This is a genomic window from Microbacterium testaceum StLB037 (assembly GCF_900104345.1).
Classification (GTDB): Bacteria; Actinomycetota; Actinomycetes; order Actinomycetales; family Microbacteriaceae; genus Microbacterium; species Microbacterium testaceum_A.
In genome coordinates this window covers 23,826-46,387 of the sequence record NZ_FNJN01000004.1, presented here as the reverse complement: position 1 = coordinate 46,387, position 22,562 = coordinate 23,826, and the positions used below count along the sequence as shown (strand labels likewise).

The window sequence follows — 22,562 nt, the reverse complement described above, 5'->3', positions numbered from 1 at the left end:
ATCAGGTGCGCGGTCGGTTCCGCAGGAACCCCGCGATGGCGTCGTGGAACCGCGCCGGGTCCTGGTTCGCCTCGTTGCAGTGACCGGTCGCGTCGAACGCGACGAGCTCGGCCTCGGGATGCCGTTTCACGTACGCGAGCGACCCGCTCACCGGCACCACGGGGTCGCGCAGGCTGTGCACGATCAGGGTGGGGACGCGAGGCGCGGGCCGGGGACCGTCGACCCAGTTGAGCGCCGGGGCGTCCACGCCCTCGATGAGTCCGAGTGCTAGCGCGCCGAGGGCGCTGCCCAGGATGCGCATCGATGCCCCCGCCACCGAGCGCGGAAGGTGGGCGCCCGCGACGGCGTTCTCGACCACGCGCGTCCAGTCGAGGGCCGGCGCGACGAGCACGAGGGCCGTGACGCGGTCGCGGTGCGCCGATTGCTCGAGGGCGAGCATCGCGATCGTTCCCCCCATCGACCAGGCCACGAGCACGATCTCGCGCGCCCCCTGGTCGACGGCGTACGAGATCGCGTCGTCGACGTCTCTCCACTCGCGGGTCCCGAGCGTCGAGGGGAGGGAATCGGCGGGGGCGCACTCCTCGTCGCCCGCGTACGAGACGACGAGCGACATCCACCCCGCGTCGGCGGCGGCCGGGGTGGAGCGCAGGGCGCCGTTGCGGCTGGAGCGCAGGCCGTGGACGTGGATCGTCCAGCGTCCGTCCGCGGTGTCGCGATCGCCGATCTCCCAGGCCTCCGCGACTCCGCCGCGTCGAAGCGGCACCGAGACGTGTCGAGTGGGCCCGACCTCCTCGGGGGCGCCGATGCTCTGCGAGGTCCAGGTGGCCACGGCATCCCCGTCTTCGAGGCCCTCCGGTCGCGCCGCCAGCGCGCGCACGACCCGGTCCTTCCCGATGCGCAGCGGCTCGCCGACGACCAGGTGCCGACCGTCGTCGAGCCACAGGCCGTACGTACCCGGCTCGCGGCTCTCCAGCGTGGCCGGCACCGAGACGGTGTCGCCCGCGACAGTGATCGGGGCGTACACCTTCGGAGCGCGCGGCGCGATGAGACGGCGGGCGACGTAGCCGGCGACGGCCGTGTGAGCGAGGGCGAGAGTCGCGGCGGCGACTCCGGTGCCGACGGCGAGGGATCGGATCATGGGTGGACTCCGGTGGTTCGTCGGGTCAGGTGGGCGTCGATGTCGTCGAGCAGAGCGCGCTGAGGAGGGCTGAGCGGCGTCGAGGTGGCGATCGCGTCGTCTTCGACCGCGACCCGCAGGGCGTGAAGGCGCGTGTCGGCGACGGCATCGGCCGGGAGCCCGGGGAACGAGTCCACTCCGCGCTCCCGGGCGACCGGCTCGAGCCGCGCCAGTAGCTCATCGCCGCGGCGGCGGATGCGCGTCGTCGTGCGGGATGCCACGAAGATCCCGATCACGAAGGAGACGACCCCGAGGTAGAAGAGCGGATCGAACAGCGCACTGACCAGCGCGTCCGGCTCGAAGAACCGCGACAGCGTCAGGTCGAGGATCTCACTGAGGCACCCGAGAACGATCCCCACTGCCCCGACGCGGAAGAAGACGCGCGTTTTCGGCAGCGATCCGCGGGCCGAGCGGAACAGCAGCAGGCCGACGAGCGCGATACCCGCCATGTGCAGCACGCCGTACGCCCATGCGCCGGTCGAGGTCATCGCCGCATCCTCGAGGAACCGGAACGACGACGTCCCCCGCTCGGGGAGGGCGACGAAGAAGACCACCGCGAACAGCGCGCCGAGCAGGCCGGGGAACCACCACCGCAGGGTGCGGATACGCGCGCTCACCGGAGCGGTACCCGCCTGGATGCCGAGCCACAGCGCCACCATGGTGAGCACGTTCTGCACGAGCTTGAGGACGTTCGTTCCGCCGAGGAACCCGTCGAGGATCTCGAGGGGGATGACGGTGCCCTGCGTGAGCAGGGCGATGCAGCCGATGAGAGCGGCGAGCCACGCGATGCGCGCCCGCGGCTGGCGCCAGGCGACGCGGGCCCGGAGCACGACGACGAGAAGCAGCCCCGCCAGTGCCGCGTCGATCAGAAGGACGGTCACCACGACGACTCGGCCACCCTCGGCGAGGTGTACAGCAGGCGCGCGATCCGGTGCGCGATGTGCTCGGCGACGAGTTCCGCCTCGTACTCCGGCGTGGTCAACAGGGGGTTGTCATGGGGTGAGACCGAGGAACGCTCGTGCAGAGCGCCGGAGCAGTGGGCGTCGTCGAGGAGGTGCCCCAGTTCGTGGGAGGCGGCGAACTGGCTGTAGATCGCGGCATCCGAGGCTCGGACGTGGATGCTGCCCTCGCGTCGATCGGCGAAATAGGTGAGGAAACCGGTCAACGTGCCCCACCCCGCCGTGTCGGTCTCGGGGACGATGCGCAAGCGGATCTCGAGCGCCTGCTCGACCGCGTGGACGACCTGGTCGAAGGTCATGCCGGCGGCGAGGCCGGCGCGCTGGATCGCGCGGTCGGCGCGCGCCTGCACACGGGCGAGCATCTCGTCCGCTTCCGTCACCACCGTCCCCCCTCACGGCTGATCATGTCGCGGGCGGCCTGCTTCGCAGGGAGTGCGCGATGGCGCGGAGGGCGTCGGGCGACATCTCGCCGAGGGCGCGGAATTGGATGCTGCTCGCTCCCGCCTCGCGCATCGCGTCGCGCAGTTCGAGCTCGGCGTCGGTCCGGTCGGTCACCGCGTCGTCGGTGTAGTCGGTGAGGTACTCGGTCGGCACGTCGGCCCAGTGCGTGATCAGGCGCAGGACCTCTTCGTCGAGCACGACGGTGTTGGTCGCGGCGGCGAGGAGGGCACGCGCGCTCTCGGCGGCGGCGGGGTCGATCTCATCGAGGTGATCGACGAGGTCGTTCTCCGTCGCCCCCTGGCTGTGGACGAGTCGACGGACGCGAGCGGCGAGGGGGGCCGCGGGGACGCGCATCTCGACCCGGGGCGCGGAGTCGGGGTTCGCGACTTCTTCGGGGGCCACTCCGAGGGCGGCGGCGAGCGCCTCGATGTCGTTCGTGTTGTACGGCAGAGAGAAGCCCGCGCGCGACTGGTAATAGCTCTTCGTCATTCCGGCGCGGCTGAGCAGCTCGCCCACCGTCAGGCCTTTCGACCGACGCAGGCGGTCCACATTCGCCACCACTCGGCGGGAGTACCGCGAGGGCGGTCCGACAGCGCCGCGACCCACATTCCGATCGTAGACGCCCACGACGACGCAGGGATGATCGTATTTACGATCCAAGCGTGGGTGCTATTTACGAGACGCTGTGCTTGTATGGATGACGACCGCGTGCGGGCGTCCGTGGGGGAAACCCCGCGCGCGAGCGACCGGGAGAGGCTTCCCGGTCCGTCGGGGACGGGCACGGCACCATTGGGGGGTGCCGTGCCCGTCGCTTCGGCGGATCGATCACGCGGGCCTCCCGGACCCCGAAGCGCCGATCAGAGGCCGCAGGACTCCCGCTCGACGAGCGACACGTCGATGACCGTCAGCTCGTCGAGGCCGAGACCGGCGTCGGGCTGCAGGCGCGCGAAGACGCGCTCAGCCGCGAGCGTTCCGATGCGGCGCGGATCCTGGTCGACGACCGTGACCGAGGGGGTCAGGGTGTCGGCCATCGGGAAGTCGCCGAATCCGACGAACGGCAGCGACTGCCCGCGCAGCACGTGGGCGAGAGCCATCGACGAGCGTGCGTTGGCCGAGAAGACGGCGGTGGGCGGGTCGGCGAGCGCGCGCAGGCGTTCGACGGCGGATGCCGCGGACTCGCGGTCCGACACCTGCGAGGCGATCAGCTGTTCGTCGACGTCGACCCCGGCTTCGCGGAGCGCTCGTCGCCAGCCCTCGACGCGCTTCGTCTCGGTCGACAGGTGCACCATGTCGCCCACGTAGGCGATGCGACGGTGACCGTGCGAGAGAAGATGGGCGGTCGCGAGATGGGCGCCCGCTTCGTCGTTCTCGGTGAACGTGTCGGTGAGCAGACCCACCGGGGCGCGGTCCACGAAGACGACCGGGGTGTGGCCGCGCCAGCGCTCGAGCCACGAGTGGTCGGTCCCGACGGGGGCGATCACCAGGCCGGTGAGTTGACGCCCCAGGAGAGACTCCAGAGCGGGACGTTCGTCGGCCGGATCCTCGCCGAGGCTGGTGACGAGGGTGGAGAGCCCGCGCCGTCGGGCGGCGTCTTCGACCGACCGTGCGATCGCGGCGAAGAACGGGTCGACGACGTCGGGAACGGCGACCCCGATGACCGAGGCGCGACCGGCGCGGAAGGTCGTCGCCAGGGCGTTGGGCACGTAGTTGAGTTCGCGCATCGCGGCCTCGACGAGGGCGCGGGTGTCGGGCAGCACGTGCGGGTCGTCGTTGAAGACGCGCGACACGGTCTTGGTGCTCACCCCGGCGCGCAGGGCGACATCGCGCATGGTGGTCACGAGGCACCTCCGAGGTAGGGGATCGGGCGGGGGGCTGCTCCGACAGGCCACCCTATCCGGCGACGGGTCGGACCCGCCCGCCCGGGGCCGCAGCGACGCTCCCCCACGAGCACCCGCGGTGAGCGCGCCCCGACCCGGGCGGGCGTGGTCATCTCAGTGACCGTCGACGGCGTCGGCGAGCTCGCGCAGGCGCGGCAGGGCGCGGCCCGAGAGCAGCTCCTCGCGGCGGTCGGCGTCGATCGAGAGGCTGTCCTTCCACAGCGACCGGCCAGCCATCGCACCGGACGCACCGTTCGCGACGGCGGTGCGCACCTGCTCGATGAAGGTCTCGTGGTCGACACCGGCCGACAGCACGGCCCACGGCACGCCCTGGGCGGCCTCGGTCACCCGGGCGCTCGCCTCGGCGGAGCCGGGGTACTGCAGCTTCAGGATCTTGGCGCCGCAGGCGACGGCGAGGGCGGCTCCGTCGACGACGAGGTCGGCGAAGGTCGCCGTGTACTCCTCGTCGCTCTCGTCGTCGAGCTGGTAGGTCAGCAGCTCGACGATCAGCAGCAGCCCCTCGGCCTCGCACGCCTGCACGAGGTCGCGGATCTCGTGGGCGACGCGGGAGTCGGCATCCTGCTTGTCGGGGCGGGTGTACCAGAGCATCTTGGCGACGTCGGCACCCTGCTCGCGGATCGAGTGCGGGGTGGCTCCGGGAACGAAACGCGTGTACTTGAGGCCGTCGACGGTCTCGGCACCCGAGGCATCGAGGCCGACGACGAGGGCGGTGTCACGAGCGAGCACACCGTCGTCGACGATCTGCGGCAGCGCGACCTCCGGGTCGAGCAGGATCGCCGGCGCGTGGTTGGCGAGGTGGCGCACGAGGTCGGCCTTCACCTGGGCGAGCTCGTCGCGCGAGATCGCGTCGGAGCCGTTCGGGGCGTCCTTGATGGCGGCCTTCATGCCGTTGCGCTGGTCGGCGGCGACGATGAGCATGTGGCCGTCGGGGGTGCTGATCGACTGGAGCGCGCGGCGCTCGATCGTGGTGAGTGCGTTCATGATCTCTCTTCTCTGGGGTCTTCTCGCGCCGGTCGGCGCGGGTGATCTGTTGGCACGCGGTCGGCGCGGGGATCTTCAGGACGGGACGGATGCCGAGACGAGGCGCCGCGCCATGTCGGCGGCTCCCCACGCGACGTCCTGCTCGCGGGTGGACAGGGACGGCTCGGGGAGCACTTCGGCGCGGGCGCGGCGGACGCTCGCCATTCCCGCCCAGCCGCCGGTGAGGGTGGAGCGGGTGGCCGGGGGGACCTCGCGGTCCATCGCCGCGATGAGGGCGGCGACCTCGTCGTTGCTGTGCCGCAGCACGGCGCCGAAGATCTCGGCGGGCGACGCCTCGGTGTGCAGGGTGAGGCGCAGCACGCCGTCGTCGTTGCGTGCGCCGGTGACCTCGATGGCCCCGGCGGGCAACTCACCCTCGACGGGGAGGGCCATGACCGCTTCGTCGAGGGCGTCCCGCCCGGCGCGATCGCTGATGCCGGCGGCGTGAAGAGCGCGACGCAGCAGCAGCCCGGTCTTCACCCCGGCGACCAGCACGTGCTTGCCGGGCACGACGTGGCGCACCTCGTTGATGAGCGCGTCAGCCAACCGCTGTCGAGCCGCGAAGCCGAGCGGCTCATCGAGCACGCGCAGCAGCACCTCGGCGGTGCCGAGCGACACGTGGTATCCGTCCGCGTCCAGGGTCCCGTTCGCTTGGGCGGCGACGAGGTGGTCGTGACCGGCGACGGTGAGTGCGGCGCCCGCGACGCGAGAGCCGAAGGCCCCGGATGCCGTCCCCCAGGGCAGTCCCCCTCCCCGCAGCGGCGGAAGCAGGTCGGCGTCGACGCCGAGAGCGTCGAGCATCGCGGGCCAGGCGGCACCGGAGTCCTGGTCGATGAGGCCGGTGCGCGACGCGAGCGAGAGCTCGAGGGCGATGTCGCCACCGAGCGAGGCGACCACGAACTCGGGCAGGTCGAGCCAGCGCAGGCCCGCGAGCGAGGTGCCCTGGTCGCGCAACCACGCGAGCTTCGCGACGCTCACCTGCGCGCCGAGCGGGAGACCCGTGCGGCCGGCGAACTCCTCGCGCACCACGCTCGGGAAGGCGGCGATCTGCTCGAGCCCGCGCGGGTCGAACCACGCGAAGCCGGGCGCGGCAGCGGTCCCCTCGGCATCGACGAGGATTCCGGTCTCTCCCATGCCGGCCACGGCGAGAGAGGTCAGCGAAGCGGCGGTGATCGGCATCAGCTGCTCGTCGATGAGTTCGATGAGCGAGCGGATGGCGCGCAGCAGATCGTCGGCGTCGATGTCGGTCGTTCCGCCCTCGCCGACGCGCCAGGGCGTCGGCACCTGCGCACCGGCGATCTCGGCGCCCTCGTCGTCGATGACGAGCATTTTGATCGCGGTGCTGCCGAGGTCGAGCCCGCCGTGCAGGCGCACGGGTCTGGAAACCATGTCACCGGTGTCTCGCATGAGCGGCCGTCCTTTCCAAAACTTCGTCGAGTCCCGGAATTTCAAGCATGACACCGGTGACTTGCTACGTCTATGGTGGGGGTATGCCGTCGTCGTGTCAAATACCCGATCCGCTCGCCGTCGTCGTCGCCGGAACGGCCGGGAGCGGCAAGAGCACGCTCGGCCGCGCGATCGCCGAGACCCTTCGCGCGCCCCTCGTCGACCTCGACAGCGTCACGACTCCCCTGCTCGACGCCCTGCCCGCGGACGCTTTCGGCGGCGGCCACTGGCTCACCTCCCCCCACGCCCCGGCGATCCGCGCCGGGCGTTACGCGGCCCTGCTCGCGACCGCCGCAGATGCCCTCGCGACAGCGGGCCGGGCGGTGATCGTCGCCCCCTTCACCTCCGAGCTCTCCGGCGGCGAGGAGTGGCAGGCGCTGGTCGCCGCGCTCGCCCCCGCCGAGCCGCACGTCGTGCACGTCGACGGAGACCCCGCCGTCCTGGCATCCCGCCGCGCGGCGAGGGGAGCATCCCGCGACGCGCACCGCCCCGACGTCGCTCCCGCGGCGCCGGCGATCCCGGTGATCGCCGTCGACGCCGAACTCTCGACCGCGCAACAACTCGCCCGGGTTCTTCCCGCGCTGGGGATTCGCCGGGCGATCGACGCGGACGCCGACATCTTCCGACGCGAGTTCGACGCGGTGCTCTTCGACCTCGACGGGACGCTCGTGGACTCCACCGCGTCCGTCGTCCGGTCGTGGCGGCGCTTCGCGGAGCACTTCGACGTGTCGATGGAGGCACTGCACGCCAACCACGGGCAACCCGCGCGCACCCTCGTCAGCCTGCTCCTGCCCGCCGAGCGCGGGGCCGAGGCCATCGCGCACGTCACCGCTCTCGAGGTGGCGGATGCCGTGGGCCTGTCCCCCATCCGCGGAGCCGCGGACTTCTTCGCATCCGTCCCGGTGGAGCATCGGGCCATCGTCACGTCGGGGTCCGTTCCGATCGCGACCGCGCGTCTGGCGGCCGCCGGTTACGAGCGACCCGCGGTGTTCGTCACCGTCGACGACGTCGTCAACGGAAAGCCGGACCCCGAGCCGTTCCTGCTGGCGGCCGAACGTCTCGGCGTCGATCCGTCACGCTGCCTCGTCGTCGAAGACGCCCCCGCCGGCATCGCCGCCGCCCGCGCCGCCGGCTGCGCCGTGATCGCCCTCACCGGCACGACCGCCGAAGAGGAGTTGACCGCCGACCTCGTCGTCGACGGGCTGGATGCCGTGCGGCTCGAGGTCACGGCATCCGGGACGCTCCGGCTGTTCCCGGCCTGATCACGCGACCGCCACGACGAGGCCCGATCCGGGCTCGAAGGGACGCCAGCCGCACAGTTTAGGACCATCGACGCATCGGCTGGGTGTTCACTCCCGCCCGTGGCGCGCCAACCGGTCGCTGCTTACTCTGGGCTCAATCGCGCATCTTCAGGCTCTTGATCGGACAGAGTGAGCGGCCGCCGCCTCGTGTCGCACCCGAACTCGACGAAGGTGCTCTCCCCCTCGAGAACGAAAAGAGCACCCATGAGCTCGGATGACAAGACCGATACCTGCAGCTACCACATGGCCGGTGATCTCCCGGCCGGCGGCGACCACCTCGGCGGCACCTTCGGCCAGGCGCCGAGCCTCGACGGGTGGTACCCACAGCGGTTGAAGGTCGAGCTGCTGCATCGCAACGGCGTCGCCGCCGACCCGCTCGGTGCCGACTTCGACTACGCGGCGGCGTTCGCGACGATCGATCTCGACGCGCTCAAGGCCGACATCAAAGAACTGCTCACCACCTCGGTCGACTGGTGGCCGGCGGATTACGGCAACTACGGCCCGCAGATGATCCGCATGGCGTGGCACGCCGCCGGCACGTACCGCATCGCCGACGGACGCGGCGGAGCGGGAACCGCGATGCAGCGATTCGCGCCGATCGGCAGCTGGTGGGACAACGGCAACACCGACAAGTCCCGACGCCTGCTGCAGCCGATCAAGCACAAGTACGGCAACGCGCTGTCGTGGGCCGACCTGATGGTGCTGACCGGCAACTGCTCGCTGGAGCTGATGGGACTGCCGACGTACGGCTTCGCCGGGGGACGACTCGACGCGTGGGAGCCCGACGACGGCACCTGGTGGGGCCCCGAGGTTTGGAACCCGCACAACGTCCAGAGCCCCGACGAGATGGTCAGTCGTGACGAACGCTGGCACGGCGAGAACGGCGACGCGGACTACGACCTGCAGAGCCCCCTGGCTGCATCACACCAGGCCCTGATCTACGTCAATCCCGAGGGACCGTACGCCAACGGCGACCCGATGGGCTCGGCGCGCGACATCCGCATCACCTTCACCCGCATGGCGATGAACGATGAGGAGACCGTCGCCCTGATCGCCGGTGGCCACGCCTTCGGCAAGAGCCACGGCCAGGTACCCGCCTCGAAGATCGGCCCCTCGCCCGAGTTGGCACCGATCGAGTCGATGGGGCTCGGATGGCACAACCCCGTCGGCAGCGGCAACGCCGAGAACACCTCGACCAACGGTATCGAGGGCAGCTGGACCCCGAACCCGATCCAGTGGGACAACACGTATCTCGAGAACCTGTTCGCGTTCGACTGGGAGCAGACGAAGAGCCCGGCCGGCGCCCTGCAGTGGACTCCCACCGACCCGGACGCGCCGAAGACCCCCGACGCGCACGTGCCCGGGCAGATGAACCCGCTGATGATGATGACCTCGGACATCGCCCTGAAGGTCGACCCGGAGTACCGGGCCGTGTGCGAGCGCTTCCTGGCCGACTTCGACCTCTTCACGCTGGCGTTCTCGAAGGCCTGGTACAAGCTCACGCATCGCGACATGGGTCCGAAGCACCGCTACCTCGGACCCGAGGTCACCATCGCCGACGACCTGCTCTGGCAGGACCCCCTGCCCGATGCGGAGGGAACCGCCCTCGACGAGGCGGATGTGGCCACCCTCAAAGAGGCCGTCATCGCGACGGGGCTGTCCGTGTCCGACCTCGTCTACACGGCTTACTCCGCCGCGTCCACCTATCGCGACAGCGACAAGCGCGGCGGCGCGAACGGTGGCCGTCTCGCGTTGTCGCCCCAGAAGGACTGGGCGATCAACCGCCGCACCATCCCGGTGGTCGACGCGCTGCGCTCCGTGCAAGCGGAGTTCGCCGCGTCGTCGGGCGGGCGGCAGGTGTCGCTCGCCGACCTGATCGTGCTCGCCGGCACGGCCGCCGTGGAGCGGGCGGCGCGGGCGGCGGGCTCCGACGTCGACGTCCCGTTCACCCCGGGTCGCGTCGACACGACGCAGGAGCTCACCGACATCGAGATGTTCGAGTGGCTCCGGCCCGTCGCGGATGGCTTCCGCAACTACGTGTCGGAGCGATTCGACCAGTTCGCGCCCGGAGTCGCCCCCGAGGCGGCGTTCCTCGACAAGGCGAACCTCTTCACGCTCACCGCGCCCGAGTGGACCGTCCTCACCGCGGGCCTGCGCGTCCTCGGCGCGAACTGGGACGGGTCCGATACAGGTGTCTTCACGGAACGCGTCGGCGTCCTGACGACGGACTTCTTCGTCAACCTGACCGACACCGATCTGGTCTGGACGAAAGACGACGACACCGCGTCGACCTTCACCGGCCGCGTCCAGGCGACCGGCGAGGCGCGCTGGCGGGCATCGAGGAACGACCTCGTGTTCGGCTCGAACGCGCAGCTCCGCTCGATCGCCGATGCCTACGCCGGCACCGACGGACAGGAGAGGTTCGTCCGCGACTTCGCCCAGGTGTGGTCGAAGGTCATGATGCTGGACCGCTACGACGTGAAGGGCCACAAGCGCTACGGCGTGATGGCCGCCTGACCGGCGCAACACCCCTTCAGGTGGTCACCCCCTCTCACACGGAGAGGGGGTGACCATTCTTCTCACCCGCTGCACCGCTACCGCGTCGCGCGCTCCAGCAGCTCCAGCACGTGCACGTAGGTCTCTCCCGTCGCCTTCGTCATGCCCAGCTCGCACGTGCGGTTGCACGACGCGAAGGCGTCGGCGCCGAGCCCGGCGACCTCGGCCGCTTCGGGAGCGGTCGCGGCCTCGGTGAGTTCGGGGTGCAGCATGCCCCGGTCCCCCGCGTAGGCGCAGCAGCCCCACGCGTCGGGCACGCGCACCTCCGCGGCGACGGCCTCGCCCACCGCCCGCAGCGCCGGGTCGATGCCCAACTGCGTCGACGAGCACGTGGGGTGCAGGGCCAGCAGCTCGGCCACCGGTGTGGGCGAGAGGAGCGGAAGCAGAGCGGATGCCACGAAGGCCACGGCATCCACCACTCTCACTCCCTCGTCGCGCAAGGTCGCCGAGAAGCCCTCGGTGCAGCTGGACGCATCGCAGACGACCGGGAGCTCTCCCCCGCGCGACGCCGCGGACACCGCCGCGCGGACGCGAGCCGACATCGTCGCGTGCCCCTTCGCGTACCCCTTCGACGACCAGGGCGTGCCGCAGCAGAGAGCATCGATCCCCTCGGGGACGATCGCCGAGACCCCCGCTCGCTCGAGCAGCCGCACGAACGCTCCGGTCGCGCCGATGCCGTCGGAGGAAGCCGGTCCGAACATGCTGCCCACGCACGCGGGCAGGAACACCGCGCTCGGCTCGACGCCCGCGGCCCCGACGACCCGGCCCAGGGCCTTGCGCGACGCTCCGCCGCCCGGCAGCTCGGCCGCGTAGCGGGGCACCGTGTCGGTCCCGAGCACCGCGCGCGCGGCATCCGTCACCGCCCGCACCGCCGGCGTCGGCAGTACCGACGCGACCGAGAGGGCCGCGGATCCGGCGCGCGTCACCGCGCCCCACCCCGTCGCCGCGGCCGACCAGCCGGCGGCGAGCGCGGGGTTCGCGTCCTCACGGCGGAAGCGCTTCATGAGCGAGCCCGTGTTGATGAGCACGGGGCACGCCGTCTGGCACATGCCGTCGACCGCGCAGGTCTGCACGCCGTCGTAGTCGTAGTCCTTCTCGAGCTCCGCGACGAGCGCCCCGTCGCCGCGCTCGCGGGCGGCGGTCGAGGCGCGCCGCACGACGATGCGCTGGCGCGGGGTGAGCGTGAGCGAGCGACTCGGGCACACCGGCTCGCAGTATCCGCATTCCACGCACCGGTCGGCCTCGGACTCGATCGACACGGGCGTCTTGAGGTTCCGCATGTGCGCGGTCGGGTCGTCGTCGATGATGACACCCGGGTTCAGGATGCCGCTGGGGTCGAGCAGGCGCTTGAGCCGAACCATCACGTCGTACAGCTCGTCGCCGTACTGGCGGCACACGTAAGGCGCCATCGCGCGACCCGTGCCGTGCTCGGCCTTGAGGTTGCCGCCCGCGTCGAGCACGAGGTCGACCATCGCGTCGGTGAAGCCCTCGAAGCGCCCGAGGGCCTTCGCGCCCTCGAACCGATCGGTGAGCATGAAGTGGATGTTGCCGTCCTTGGCGTGACCGAAGATCACGCTGTCGGCGTAGCCGTAGCGCGCGAACAGCTCCTGGAGCCCCCCGCAGGTGTTGGCGAGGCGGTCGACGGGCACGACGACGTCCTCGAGCAGGGCCGTGGTGCCGCTCGGTCGGGCGCCGGCCACCGAGGCGTAGAGGCCCTTGCGGAATTTCCACGCGGCCGCGCGGTCGGCGGCGTCGCTCGAGAACAGCGCGGGGTCGCGCAGGTCCTGCTCCCCCAGCACGCGCGAGCCGGCCTCGGCGAGCGCGCGCAGGGCCTCGGGGTCGTCCGCGTGATACTCCACGAGAAGAGCCGCCTGGGTCGTCGCCTCGAAGCCATGGATCGCGGCGGGAGTGCCCTCCAGGCGCTGTCCGACGCGGAGCGAGGTGGCATCCATCAGCTCCAGCGTCGCCGCGCCCGTCGCCACCAGCGCCGGCAGCGACCGGGTGGCGGCGTCGAGCGTCGGGAACACCGCGAGCGTCGTCGCGATCGCGGGACGGATCGGCACGGTGCGGAAGGTCGCCTCGGCGACGAAGGCGAGAGTTCCCTCCGACCCGACGACGAGGTGAGCGAGCAGCGCCGCCGGGGTGTCGAAGTCGAGGAACGCGTTGAGGGCGTAGCCCATGGTGTTCTTCATCGCGAACTGCCGCTCGATGAGCGCGACGCTCGCGGCGTCGCCCACCACGCGGTCGCGCAACCGCATCAGCCCCTCGACGAGCGCCGGCTCGCGATCACGAAGCAGCGCGTCGGCGTCGGGAGCCGCCGTGTCGACGACGGTCCCGGATGCCAGGACGAGCACGAGCCCCTCGAGCGTCCGGTACGAGTTCTCCACCGTCCCGCACGCCATGCCGCTGGAGTTGTTCGCGACGACGCCGCCGATCGTGCAGGCGGCCTCGCTCGCGGGGTCGGGTCCGAGCCGGTGCCCGTGCCGGAGCAGCCGGGCGTTGACCTGCCGCACCGTCGCACCGGGCTGCGAGCGCACGCGCCGGCCGCCGTCGAGCACGTCGATGCGTCCGAATCCCTGCCGCACGTCGACGAGCAGCCCGGCGCCCGACGACTGCCCCGACAGGCTCGTGCCGCCCGAGCGGAACGTCACCGGGGTTCGGGATGCCGTGGCTCCGCGCAGGATCGCTCCGACCTCGATCGCATCGGCGGCGACGACCACGGCCTCCGGGGTCAGGAGGTAGTGCGAGGCGTCGTTGGCGTACGCGACGCGATCGATCGCGCGGGTGCGCAGGCGCGAGACGTCGCCGACGGCCGCCGTGATCTCGGGGGCGACGGTGCTCATGCGGTCTCCTCCACAAGGGGGGTTATCGGGGGAGCCTCGCCCTCCGGGGTGAGCACCCGCGCGAGGTCCGGCGCGGTGTCGACGCGGGTCCGAATGCCGAGCGGTGGCCTCGACACGACGGTCGAGGCGTGCGCGACGGCGTGCGCTCCCCATTCCGCGGCGCTCGCGGCGGCGACCGTGAGCGGGTCGGCTCCCGCGACGGATGCGCCCGGCGCCCGGGTGAGACCCAGCAGGAAGCCCGCGAGAGCCGCATCGCCGGCGCCGGCGGTGTTGGCGACAAAGGGGGCGTCGGCGCGCGCGAACACCGCGCGATCCGCGCTCACGGCGAGCAGCCCGTCGGCGCCCATGCTCGCGAGCACCGTCGTCACCCCGCGGGCGACGATCTCGCGCGCCGCGACGACGACATCGCCGAGGGTCTCCAGCGAACGACCGACGGCCGCGGCGAGCTCGTCGACGTTGGGGGTGAGCAGGTCGATGCCGGCCGGATCGGCCAGAAGCGCGTCGAGGGCTGCACCGCTCGTGTCGACGGCGATCCGGGCACCGAGCTCGCGGGCGAGCGTCCGCACGGGCCCGAGGTCGACGAGCGCACCCGCCCCGGCGAGTTCGGGCAGGCTCCCCGAGATGACGAGCCACGTGTCGCCGCGGGTCGACAGCTCCTCGCGCAGCGCCGAGACCGTGGCATCCCACGCGTCGGCAGACAGCGGCGGAGTAGGGGCGTTGACCTTCGTCGTCGACCCGGCCGCGTCGATGATCGACGTGTTGACCCGCGTCGCCCCGGGCACCTCGACGATGCGCAGCAGCGGCGCGGTCAACCCGCAGCGGGCGAACCGCACGTCGTCGGCGCCCAGCACCACGACTGCGGCGGTGTCGGCCCCGCCGGCGGCGAGGGCCGCGGAGACGTTGACGCCCTTGCCGCTGACCTCGCGCGTGTAGCTCTCGGCGCGGGCAAAGGCTCCCGGGCGCACGGCGTCGACGCGGTAGGTCGCGTCGATCGCCCCGGCGGCGGTGAGGGTGACGATGCGGGTCACGCGCGGACCTCCGCGACGACCCGTCCGGTGATGACGTCGAGCAGGCGGTGCACTTCGCTCGCGACCGCCGCGCGGCCCGGGGCGAGCCAGCGGCGGGGGTCGATGGCATCCGGATCCCGTTCCAGCTCGCTACGGACGGCCGCGGTCAGCACGGTGTTCAGGTGCGTGCCGATGTTGATCTTGCGCATGCCGGCGCGGACGGCGCCGTCGATCCCGACGTCGGCGACGCCGCTCGAGCCGTGCAGCACGAGGGGGACCGGGAGTTCTGCGGCGAGCCGAGCGATGAGGTCCTCGTCGAGGGTCGCGCTGCGCTCGCGCATCGCGTGCTCACTGCCGACGGCCACGGCCAGGGCGTCGACCCCGGTGTCCGCGACGAAGTGCACAGCCTCGGCGACGTCGGTGCGCACGCCCGGGGCGTGGGCTCCCTTGCCGCCGATCTCGCCGAGCTCGGCTTCGATCCACGCTCCGGCCGCGTGCACCCGGGCGGCGACGGCCGCGGTGCGCTCGAGGTTCTCGGCATCCGTCAGATGGGCGGCGTCGAACATGACGGAGCGGATGCCGACGGCCAGGGCCTCGTCGACCAGCGGCTCATCGGTGGCGTGGTCGAGGTGGACGACGACGTCGATCCGCGCCGCCTCGGCGAGGCGCAGGGCGGCGGTGGCGGCGGGCGCGACCCCGCCGTGGAACGCGATCGCGTTCTGCGAGAGCTGGAGGATCACGCCGGCCTCGGCGGCCTCGGCCCCGGCGACGATCGCCTCGGCGACCTCAAGGGTGATGAAGTTGAAGGCCCCGACCGCGCGGTGCGCGGCGAGGAGCGTGGGCATATCGGCCAGCGGCACGGCGGTGTCTCTCTCGATCGGGTACGGCCCCGTGACGTGCACGCCACGCGGGCGCATCCCCGGGGTGGGGCCGTGTCTGTCGTTCCGGGGCGCGGCGCGCGTCCGGGTTTGGGGCGTGTTTCGTCGTTCGGGGCGTGTATTTCGCGCCCCGAGGTGCGAAATCCGCCCCAACCGGGAGGGGGGTGTCTGCCCAGAAGCGCGACGGCTGGTTTCCCGGTGCGGGTGTGCCCCGGGGTTTGGGGCGTGTTTCGTCATTCGGGGCGAGAATCTCGCGCCCCAAGGCGAGGAATCCGCCCCAAACCCGTGCGGGAGGTGGAAGCGAGGCCTGGCCTGGCGCCTGAGCCCCAGCCGCCGGTCCCGGCCCGGGGTCCCGGCCCCGGGGTCCCGGGGCGGTGGGCGTCACGGCATCCCGGGGTTTGGGGCGTGTTTCGTCGTTTGGGGCGTGAGTCTGCGCCCCGAGGTGAGGAATCCGCCCCAAACCGGGAAGGGGCGGGGGTGGATGCCGGGACCTTGGCGTGTGCGGGGGTCCCGGCATCCGGGGTGGGGGTTAGCAGGAGGACTTGTAGACCGCGTCCTTGCCGTCGGTGGTGATGTTGTCCTTGGTGAGGATGGTGAAGCCGGTCTGGATCTTGGCTTCGGTGCTCTCGCCCTTCAGCGCGGCGATGGCCTGCTTGACGCCGTCTTCGCCGATGGTGGCGGGCTCCTGGGCGACGAGCGCCTGAACCGTTCCCGCCTGTAGGGCCTTGACCTGCGCGGGACCGGCGTCGAAGCCGACGATGGTGACCTGGCCCTGCTTGCCGGCCTGCTGGACGCCGGTGGCGGAGCCTTCGGCGGCGAACAGGTTGGCGGCGAAGATGCCGACGATGTCGGGGTCCTTCTGCAGGGCCGCGGTGACGATCTCGGCGGCGGTGGAGGGCTCGTTGTGGGAGTACTGCACGCCCACGGAGCTGAACTTGCTGTCCTTGGCGACGGCGTCTTCGAAGCCCTTCGCGCGGGCGTCGGTGGTGGAGACACCCGGGTCGGTGGAGACGACGAGGACCTTGCCGCCGTTGGGGTTGGCCTTCTGGATCGCCTCGAACGCCGCGGCCCCGCCGCCTTCGTTGTCGGACGAGATCTGCGAGACCGCACCCGACGGGTCTTCCAGCGTCGTGTCGACCAGCACCACCTTGATGCCGGCGGCCTCAGCAGCCGCGATCGGCGCCTGCATGGCCGAGACGTCGGTGGGGGCGATCAGCAGCGCGTCGGGCTTGGATGCGACGACGGCGTCGACGATGGGCTTCTGGAGGGTCGGGTCGAACTTCTCGGGGCCCTGGGTGGTGACGGTCGCCCCCTCCTTCTCGGCCTCGGCCTGGATGCCGCACTGCATGGAGATGTAGAACTCATCTCCCGCGACACCCTGCACGAACGCGATCTTGTACCCGCCGTCCGACCCGCCCGACGCGCCGCCGGACGAGGAGCCGCCGGAGCACCCGGCGAGGACGAGGGTGGCTGCGGCGCCGAGGGTGGCGAACGCGAGAACCTTCTTGTTCCACTGCATTGTGATTGCCTGTTCTCTCTTGGTGGGTGTCGGATGCCGGGCCTCAGCCGCGGCGTCCTCCGCTGACGAACTTCCGCCAGAGGCTCTGGGTGGTGCCGCGGGTCGCGGCGGTGCGGCGCACCTGGTCGACGTAGACGGCGGTGATCAGCACCGCGCCCACCGCGACCTGCTGCCAGAAGGGCTGCACGCCGGTGATGACGAAGCCGTTCTGCAGGACGGCCGGGATGAAGAGGCCGACCACGGTTCCGAAGATCGTGCCGACCCCGCCGAAGAGCGAGGTGCCACCGATGACGACGGCCGCGATCACGTTCAGGTTGGTCTGCGACTGTCCCGCGATCGCCGTGGTCGAGAACTGCGAGAGGGCCAGGATGCCGGCGAGGCCGGCGAGCGCTCCCGACAGCGTGTAGACCGAGATGAGGTGGCGGTCGACCTTGACGCCGACGCGGCGGGCGGCGAGCTCGCTCGAGCCGACGGCGTAGGTGTACAGGCCGAACTTGGTGAAGTGCAGCACGATCGCGCCGATGACGACCACGACGAGCGCGATCACGCTGATGATCGGCAGCGACCCGAACACGTTGCCGTAGCCGATCGAGACGGTCAGCACGGTGGGCACGTCGCGGATGTCGACGCCACCGGTGAGGATCTGCGCGAGACCCAGGGCCATGCCCAGCGAGCCGAGGGTGACGATGAGCGGCGGGATCTTCGCCTTCGCGATGAGGAAGCCGTTGAAAAGGCCCCAGCACACGCCGCTGAGGATCGAGACCAGGATGCCGATGGTCGCCACTCCCCAGCCTTCGCCGCCGAGGGCCCTCATCGTCAGCGCCGACACGACGCCCGAGAACACCAGCACCGATCCGATGGAGAGGTCGATGCCCGAGGTGATGATGATGTACGTCATGCCGACGCCGAGGACGGCGAGGATCGAGGCGTTCTGGATGATCAGGCGGAAGTTCGACCACTGCGCGAACGAGTCGGGAGCCAACGCGCTGAAGATCAGCACGATGACGATGAGGATGATGAGGATCTGGAAGGCCTGCGCCTTCAGCAGTCCCTTGAAGAAGTTGGGCCGCGAGTCGTCGAAGGTGCCGATGGCGACGGTCTCGGTGGGAGGGGTCGTGGTGCTCACTTCTGGTCGTCCTTCGTGACGGCGCCGGTCATGAGTCCGACGAGCTCTTCCATGGAGGTGTTCTTCGCGTCGACGTTGGCGACGCGGGTGCCCAGGCGCAGCACCTGGATGCGGTCGCAGACCTCCATCACGTGCGGCATGGAGTGCGAGATCAGCACGACGGCGATGCCCTTGTCACGCACGCGGCGGATCGTCTCGAGCACGTTCTTCGTCTGGCGCACACCGAGGGCGGCGGTCGGCTCGTCGAGGAAGACGAGGCGACCGGCCCAGTGCACGGCCCGGGCGATCGCGATGGCCTGGCGCTGACCGCCCGACATCTCGCCCACCGGCGACGACAGCGATCGCACCGTCGCACCGAGTTCGTCGAACGCGGCCCGCGAGGCGACGGCCATGTCCTTGGTCTTCATGAAACCCAGCGCGCCGGCGAGGCCGGGGCGCCGGATCTCGCGGCCCAGGTACATGTTCTGCACCGGGTCGAGGTGGGGCGCCAGGGCGAGGTCCTGGTAGACCGTCTCGATCCCGAGCGACGACGCCACCTGCGGGTTCGACATCTCGATGGGCGTGCCGTCGAAGAGGATCTCGCCCTCGTCGACCGCGAGGTTGCCCGAGAGGGCTTTGACGAGCGTCGACTTGCCGGCGCCGTTGTCGCCGATCAGGGCCGTCACTTCTCCGGGGTAGACCTCGAAGTCGACGTTGTTGAGGGCGCGGACGGATCCGAACTGACGTGACAGGCCGCGGGCCTGCAGCACCGGGACGGTCGTGCTGACTGACGACATCGTCAGCTCCTTTCAGGGGTGGGGGTGAGAGGGGCGAGCACGGCGGAACGGCGCTCCGCCGGGTCGAGCGATGACGAGAGGAAGGTGTCCGCGACGTCCGCGAAGGTTCCGGATGCCGTGCCCTCGACCGACCGCGCGGCGAAGGCGGCGAAGAGCGCGGCGCCGTAGGCCGTGCCCTCGTCGTGGGTCGAGACGGTGACCTCGGGTAGCAGCGCGGAGCGCGAACGCACGACGGACGCCATGGTCGACCAGCCACCGGTGAGCACCGTCGAGGTGGGAGGGGTCACTTCGCGGTCCATCGCAGACATGCACTCGGCGAGCATGTCGTTGCCGTGGCGCAGGCTCGCCGCGAACAGCTCGGCGGGGCTGAGCCCGTCGCTCTGCGCGACGATGTTCAGCACGCCGTCGTCGTTGCGCGCGCCCGAGACCTCCAGGCCTCCGTCGGCAAGAGTCCCGTCGACGGGAAGAGCGAGAGCCTCGTCGTCGATGCGGGCCCGCCCCACGGCATCCGTGATGCCGAGCAGCTGCAGCACGCGCCGCATGAGCAGGCCCGACTTCGTGCCCGCCAGCAGGACGTACTTGCCGGGGATGACGTGGCGCACGCAGTTGATGCCGGCGTGGGCCAGACGCTCGCGCGCATCGAAGGGAAGGGTGTCGTCGAGCACCCGCACGAGCGCCTCTGCGGTGCCCATCGAGTCGTAGAGCTGACCGGTGTGCGTGGCGCCGACGGCGACCGCCGAGACGAGGTGGTCGTGGCCGGCGACGGTGAGGGCCGCGCCGCGGAAACCCGCGGGCATGTCGGGGTCGGTGAGGGTGCCGACCGGCTCCCCCGCGCTGACGAGGGTGCCGAGGATCGACTCGTCGACGCCGAGCACGTCGAGGGCGGCCTGCCAGGGGGTGCTGTCGTCCTGGTCGATGAGGCCGGTGCGCGACACGAGCGAGTACTCCGCGACACGAGGGCCGCCGAGCGCGTGCACGACGAATTCGGGGACGTTGAGGAACGTGGTTCCCGCGAGCGCGATGCCCTCGTCGCGCAGGTGCAGCAGCTTGGCGATGGATGCCAGGGGTCCGACCGGCAGTCCGGTGCGGCCGGGGAACTCGGCGCGGAAGGAATCGGGCGTCGCCATGATCTGCGCCGCCCCGCGGGGGTCGAACCACGCCATGATCGGCGCGAGGGCCGCGCCTCGCTCGTCGAGCAGGACGCCCGCTTCGGCCATGCCCGAGACCCCGAGCGCGACGATGCGGTAGCCCTCGTCGAGGCGCGCATCGGCCTCGGCGGCGAGGTCGCGCACGACGGCGACGGCCTCCGAAGCGGTCATCTCGGCCTGACCGTGGTCGAGGTTGGTCCACGGCGACCGGCGGCTCACGACGAGCACCTGGCGTCCCTCGGGGGTGGCGACGAGCAGCTTGGTGCTCGTCGAGCCCATGTCGACGCCGACGACGTAATCGCTCATCGCACGTCACCGCCGCGGAGGGTTCCGGGCCAGCCGGCGCCGGGGGCGGCGACGAGGATCTCGGCTCCGCCCGTGAGGCGCCAAGCACCGAAGGCGTGCGGCACGGCGTAGACCTGTCCGCGCTCGACGTCGACCCGGCCGGCATCCGACACCAGGGCGCCCGCACCCTCGCGCACCAGGACGACCGAGAAGCCGGCCGCGTGCGCCACCGTGTCTCCCGCGGCGTCGAAGAGGCGGAAGTAGGGGTCCGCGGCATCCGGCAACAGGGAGCGGAAAGCGGGTCCGGCCGGGATCGTGCCGGAGGTACTGACCAGGGCGTCGAGGGCCGCGGCGTCGAGCTTCTCGGTCGACACCGCGGGCATGACGGCATCGAAGCCCAGGTCGAGGTGCGACTCCTCGCGCGTCGAGGTCGTGACCGACCACTCCAGCAGGATCGAGAAGTCGGTGGGTTCCTGCACCTCGGCGACGAAGATGCCGCCGTCGATCGCGTGCACGGTGCCGGCGGGCACGAGCACCCCCATGCCCGGGCGCACGACGACGCGGTTCATGTGGGCGAGCATCCACTCGCTGTCCTGCGCGTCGCGGCGGCGGTCGAGTTCGTCGCGGTCGACGCTCTCGTTCCAGCCGACGTGGACGGCGCAGTCGTCCTCGGTCTCGAGCACGTACCAGGCCTCGGTCTTGCCGTACGGGCAGTCGAGGTGGGCGTTCGCGAACCCGCGGTCCGGGTGCACGTGGACGGGGAGGCGCTGCCGGGCGTCGAGGAGCTTGACCAGGATGCCGAGGTCGGCGGCATCCCGTCCGCTGCGCGCTCCCACCCACGCGGCGCGATCCGCGGTCACGAGGTCGCGCAGGAACACCCCGCTGTCGGTGACGGCGAGACCGATCTCGTCGGAGCCGAAGCGCGAGACGGTCGAGCCGAGCCACTCCTCGGGCTGACGGTCGGTCTCGGGCACGATGCCGCGGAGGGCGGCGATGCGGTCGCCTCCGCGGTAGAAGTGCTGCACGGGATTGGGGGGCAGCAGGACGGGCTTCATCGCGTCGCTCCGATCGGGTCGAGGGGAAGGGCGGGGGCGATCTCGCCCGAGCCGCGGGGCACGAGACGCGTGGGCACGACCGTTCGGCTCGGAGCGTCGTCCGGGTGCTGGGCCAGGTGCCGGAGGCGGTGGAAGGCCGCCGCGCCGAGCAGACGGGGATCGTGATCGACATAGGAGATCCCGGGTTCGAGCACCTCGGCGAGGGTGAAGTCCCCGAACGAGATGAGCGCGGGCATCCGGAGCCCCCGCGCGCGGATCGCGCGCACGGTCGCGATGGCCGCGAGGCTCGTCGCGCACAGCAGGGCGGTGGGGGCGTCCACGCGTTCGAGCAGGGGCGAGGCTTCGGCCGCCTCCCCCGCGCGGAAGCGCTCGTGCGAGATCACGAGTGAGGGGTCGAAGGCCACGCCGGCCGCTTCGAGCGCCGCGCGGTATCCGGCCAGGCGATCGCTGACGGTGGGGTAGGGAACGTCCTCGCCCATGAAGGCGATCCGGCGGTGGCCGTGCGATAGGAGGGCGGCCGTCGCTTCGGCCGCCGCCCCGAAATCGTCGATGACGACCGCGTCGATCCCCGAGCGCACGCGGTCGACTGTCACCACGGGGCACCTGTTGCGGAGCCCCGCGAGGACCGCGGCGGGTACGGCGACGGGGGCGACAACGAGACCGGCGAGGCGGCGTCCGGTCAGGCGGTCGAGCTGGGCCGTCTCGCGCGCGGCGTCGTAGCCGGTGCTGGCGAAGATCACACTCAGGCCCTCGGCGATCGCGAGCTCCTCGACCACGCTGACGAAGGCGGCGAAGAAGGGGTCGCTGATCGCGTCGATCAGGATGCCGATCGTGTCGGCCTCGCGACGCTTGAGCTCCCGGGCGCTGCGGTCGGGCACGAAGCCGAGGTCGCGCACGGTCTGCATGACCTTGTCGCGGGTGACGGGGAGCACCCCCGTCTCGTCGTTGATGACCCGGGACACGGTCTTGGGGCTCACGCCCGCAGCCATCGCGACGTCGATGAGGCGAGCGCGCGGGCGGGCCGGCGCGGCCTCGGCGACCGCGGCGGCGGCCACCCATTCATCGTGCGTCATCGCATCCTCGACATCGTTGTCATTTCGGATCGGATCCCTCGGGCGGGCTCCGAT

Annotated in this window: 18 protein-coding genes; 2 read left to right on the top strand and 16 right to left on the bottom strand. The window is 71.5% G+C overall.

Annotated elements, in window-relative coordinates; genetic code table 11:
• Position 1: 1 nt before the first annotated feature.
• The 7 genes from BLS25_RS09275 to BLS25_RS09245 all read right to left on the bottom strand — a co-directional run bounded on the left by BLS25_RS09275 (position 2) and on the right by BLS25_RS09245 (position 6,884).
• Complete coding sequence (locus BLS25_RS09275; RefSeq protein WP_074695245.1) at positions 2 to 1,138, bottom strand: alpha/beta hydrolase family protein; 1,137 nt, start codon at positions 1,136 to 1,138, stop codon at positions 2 to 4.
• A complete protein-coding gene (locus BLS25_RS09270; RefSeq protein ID WP_143017896.1) occupies positions 1,135 to 2,058 on the bottom strand; it encodes a hypothetical protein in 924 nt (307 codons plus the stop codon). The genes BLS25_RS09275 and BLS25_RS09270 overlap by 4 nt, the downstream gene beginning before the upstream one ends.
• Entirely contained in the window at positions 2,055 to 2,519 is a 465-nt protein-coding gene (locus BLS25_RS09265; RefSeq protein ID WP_056224146.1) for a hypothetical protein, read from the bottom strand. Before BLS25_RS09265 ends, BLS25_RS09270 begins: the two co-directional genes overlap by 4 nt.
• A 19-nt stretch (positions 2,520 to 2,538) precedes the next feature.
• A complete protein-coding gene (locus BLS25_RS09260; RefSeq protein ID WP_143017895.1) occupies positions 2,539 to 3,183 on the bottom strand; it encodes a helix-turn-helix domain-containing protein in 645 nt (214 codons plus the stop codon).
• Between the two features lie 251 nt (positions 3,184 to 3,434).
• Entirely contained in the window at positions 3,435 to 4,406 is a 972-nt protein-coding gene (locus tag BLS25_RS09255; protein WP_081349793.1) for a LacI family DNA-binding transcriptional regulator, read from the bottom strand.
• Between the two features lie 162 nt (positions 4,407 to 4,568).
• Positions 4,569 to 5,456 (bottom strand): tagatose-bisphosphate aldolase, encoded by an 888-nt coding sequence (locus tag BLS25_RS09250; protein ID WP_074695237.1) that lies wholly within the window; start codon positions 5,454 to 5,456, stop codon positions 4,569 to 4,571.
• A gap of 75 nt (positions 5,457 to 5,531) precedes the next feature.
• On the bottom strand, positions 5,532 to 6,884 hold the full coding sequence (locus BLS25_RS09245) for an FGGY family carbohydrate kinase (RefSeq protein WP_074695778.1): 1,353 nt from the start codon (positions 6,882 to 6,884) through the stop codon (positions 5,532 to 5,534).
• Positions 6,885 to 6,958: 74 nt separating this feature from the next.
• Here BLS25_RS09245 and BLS25_RS16465 point away from each other — a divergent pair, with 74 nt between their 5' ends.
• Both BLS25_RS16465 and katG read left to right on the top strand, forming a co-directional pair.
• Positions 6,959 to 8,203, top strand: coding sequence for an HAD-IA family hydrolase (locus tag BLS25_RS16465; protein ID WP_162234472.1), 1,245 nt, complete (start codon positions 6,959 to 6,961; stop codon positions 8,201 to 8,203).
• Positions 8,204 to 8,446: 243 nt separating this feature from the next.
• Positions 8,447 to 10,759: a catalase/peroxidase HPI gene (gene katG / locus BLS25_RS09230; RefSeq protein WP_074695234.1), complete on the top strand. Its 2,313-nt coding sequence runs from the start codon at positions 8,447 to 8,449 to the stop codon at positions 10,757 to 10,759.
• 77 nt (positions 10,760 to 10,836) lie between these two features.
• Here the strand turns inward: katG and BLS25_RS09225 are convergent, their stop codons facing one another.
• From BLS25_RS09225 to BLS25_RS09185, 9 genes are all read right to left on the bottom strand, one after another.
• Positions 10,837 to 13,641: an FAD-binding and (Fe-S)-binding domain-containing protein gene (locus tag BLS25_RS09225; protein WP_074695232.1), complete on the bottom strand. Its 2,805-nt coding sequence runs from the start codon at positions 13,639 to 13,641 to the stop codon at positions 10,837 to 10,839.
• Positions 13,638 to 14,669, bottom strand: coding sequence for a 1-phosphofructokinase family hexose kinase (locus BLS25_RS09220; protein ID WP_176786345.1), 1,032 nt, complete (start codon positions 14,667 to 14,669; stop codon positions 13,638 to 13,640). The genes BLS25_RS09225 and BLS25_RS09220 overlap by 4 nt, the downstream gene beginning before the upstream one ends.
• A complete protein-coding gene (locus tag BLS25_RS09215; protein ID WP_256335563.1) occupies positions 14,666 to 15,508 on the bottom strand; it encodes a class II fructose-bisphosphate aldolase in 843 nt (280 codons plus the stop codon). Before BLS25_RS09215 ends, BLS25_RS09220 begins: the two co-directional genes overlap by 4 nt.
• A gap of 547 nt (positions 15,509 to 16,055) precedes the next feature.
• A complete protein-coding gene (locus tag BLS25_RS09210) occupies positions 16,056 to 17,045 on the bottom strand; it encodes an ABC transporter substrate-binding protein (RefSeq protein ID WP_074695230.1) in 990 nt (329 codons plus the stop codon).
• 43 nt (positions 17,046 to 17,088) lie between these two features.
• Positions 17,089 to 18,171, bottom strand: coding sequence for an ABC transporter permease (locus tag BLS25_RS09205; protein WP_056224162.1), 1,083 nt, complete (start codon positions 18,169 to 18,171; stop codon positions 17,089 to 17,091).
• The gene (locus tag BLS25_RS09200) at positions 18,168 to 18,947 is read right to left on the bottom strand and encodes an ATP-binding cassette domain-containing protein (RefSeq protein ID WP_074695228.1); all 780 of its coding nucleotides are present in this window, start codon (positions 18,945 to 18,947) and stop codon (positions 18,168 to 18,170) included. Before BLS25_RS09200 ends, BLS25_RS09205 begins: the two co-directional genes overlap by 4 nt.
• A gap of 2 nt (positions 18,948 to 18,949) precedes the next feature.
• Positions 18,950 to 20,401: an FGGY-family carbohydrate kinase gene (locus BLS25_RS09195; protein WP_074695226.1), complete on the bottom strand. Its 1,452-nt coding sequence runs from the start codon at positions 20,399 to 20,401 to the stop codon at positions 18,950 to 18,952.
• Positions 20,398 to 21,435, bottom strand: a complete 1,038-nt coding sequence (locus BLS25_RS09190; protein WP_074695224.1) for a class I mannose-6-phosphate isomerase — start codon at positions 21,433 to 21,435, stop codon at positions 20,398 to 20,400. The genes BLS25_RS09195 and BLS25_RS09190 overlap by 4 nt, the downstream gene beginning before the upstream one ends.
• A complete protein-coding gene (locus BLS25_RS09185; protein WP_081349759.1) occupies positions 21,432 to 22,508 on the bottom strand; it encodes a LacI family DNA-binding transcriptional regulator in 1,077 nt (358 codons plus the stop codon). Before BLS25_RS09185 ends, BLS25_RS09190 begins: the two co-directional genes overlap by 4 nt.
• Positions 22,509 to 22,562: the final 54 nt, after the last annotated feature.

Coding starts and splice junctions, on each gene's coding strand:
- BLS25_RS09275 (WP_074695245.1), bottom strand. CDS start 1,138: ATGATCCGATCCCTCGCCGTCGGCACCGGAGTCGCCGCCGCGACTCTC.
- BLS25_RS09255 (WP_081349793.1), bottom strand. CDS start 4,406: ATGCGCGATGTCGCCCTGCGCGCCGGGGTGAGCACCAAGACCGTGTCG.
- BLS25_RS09250 (WP_074695237.1), bottom strand. CDS start 5,456: ATGAACGCACTCACCACGATCGAGCGCCGCGCGCTCCAGTCGATCAGC.
- BLS25_RS09245 (WP_074695778.1), bottom strand. CDS start 6,884: ATGGTTTCCAGACCCGTGCGCCTGCACGGCGGGCTCGACCTCGGCAGC.
- katG (WP_074695234.1), top strand. CDS start 8,447: ATGAGCTCGGATGACAAGACCGATACCTGCAGCTACCACATGGCCGGT.
- BLS25_RS09225 (WP_074695232.1), bottom strand. CDS start 13,641: ATGAGCACCGTCGCCCCCGAGATCACGGCGGCCGTCGGCGACGTCTCG.
- BLS25_RS09210 (WP_074695230.1), bottom strand. CDS start 17,045: ATGCAGTGGAACAAGAAGGTTCTCGCGTTCGCCACCCTCGGCGCCGCA.
- BLS25_RS09200 (WP_074695228.1), bottom strand. CDS start 18,947: ATGTCGTCAGTCAGCACGACCGTCCCGGTGCTGCAGGCCCGCGGCCTG.
- BLS25_RS09195 (WP_074695226.1), bottom strand. CDS start 20,401: ATGAGCGATTACGTCGTCGGCGTCGACATGGGCTCGACGAGCACCAAG.
- BLS25_RS09190 (WP_074695224.1), bottom strand. CDS start 21,435: ATGAAGCCCGTCCTGCTGCCCCCCAATCCCGTGCAGCACTTCTACCGC.
- BLS25_RS09185 (WP_081349759.1), bottom strand. CDS start 22,508: ATGACGCACGATGAATGGGTGGCCGCCGCCGCGGTCGCCGAGGCCGCG.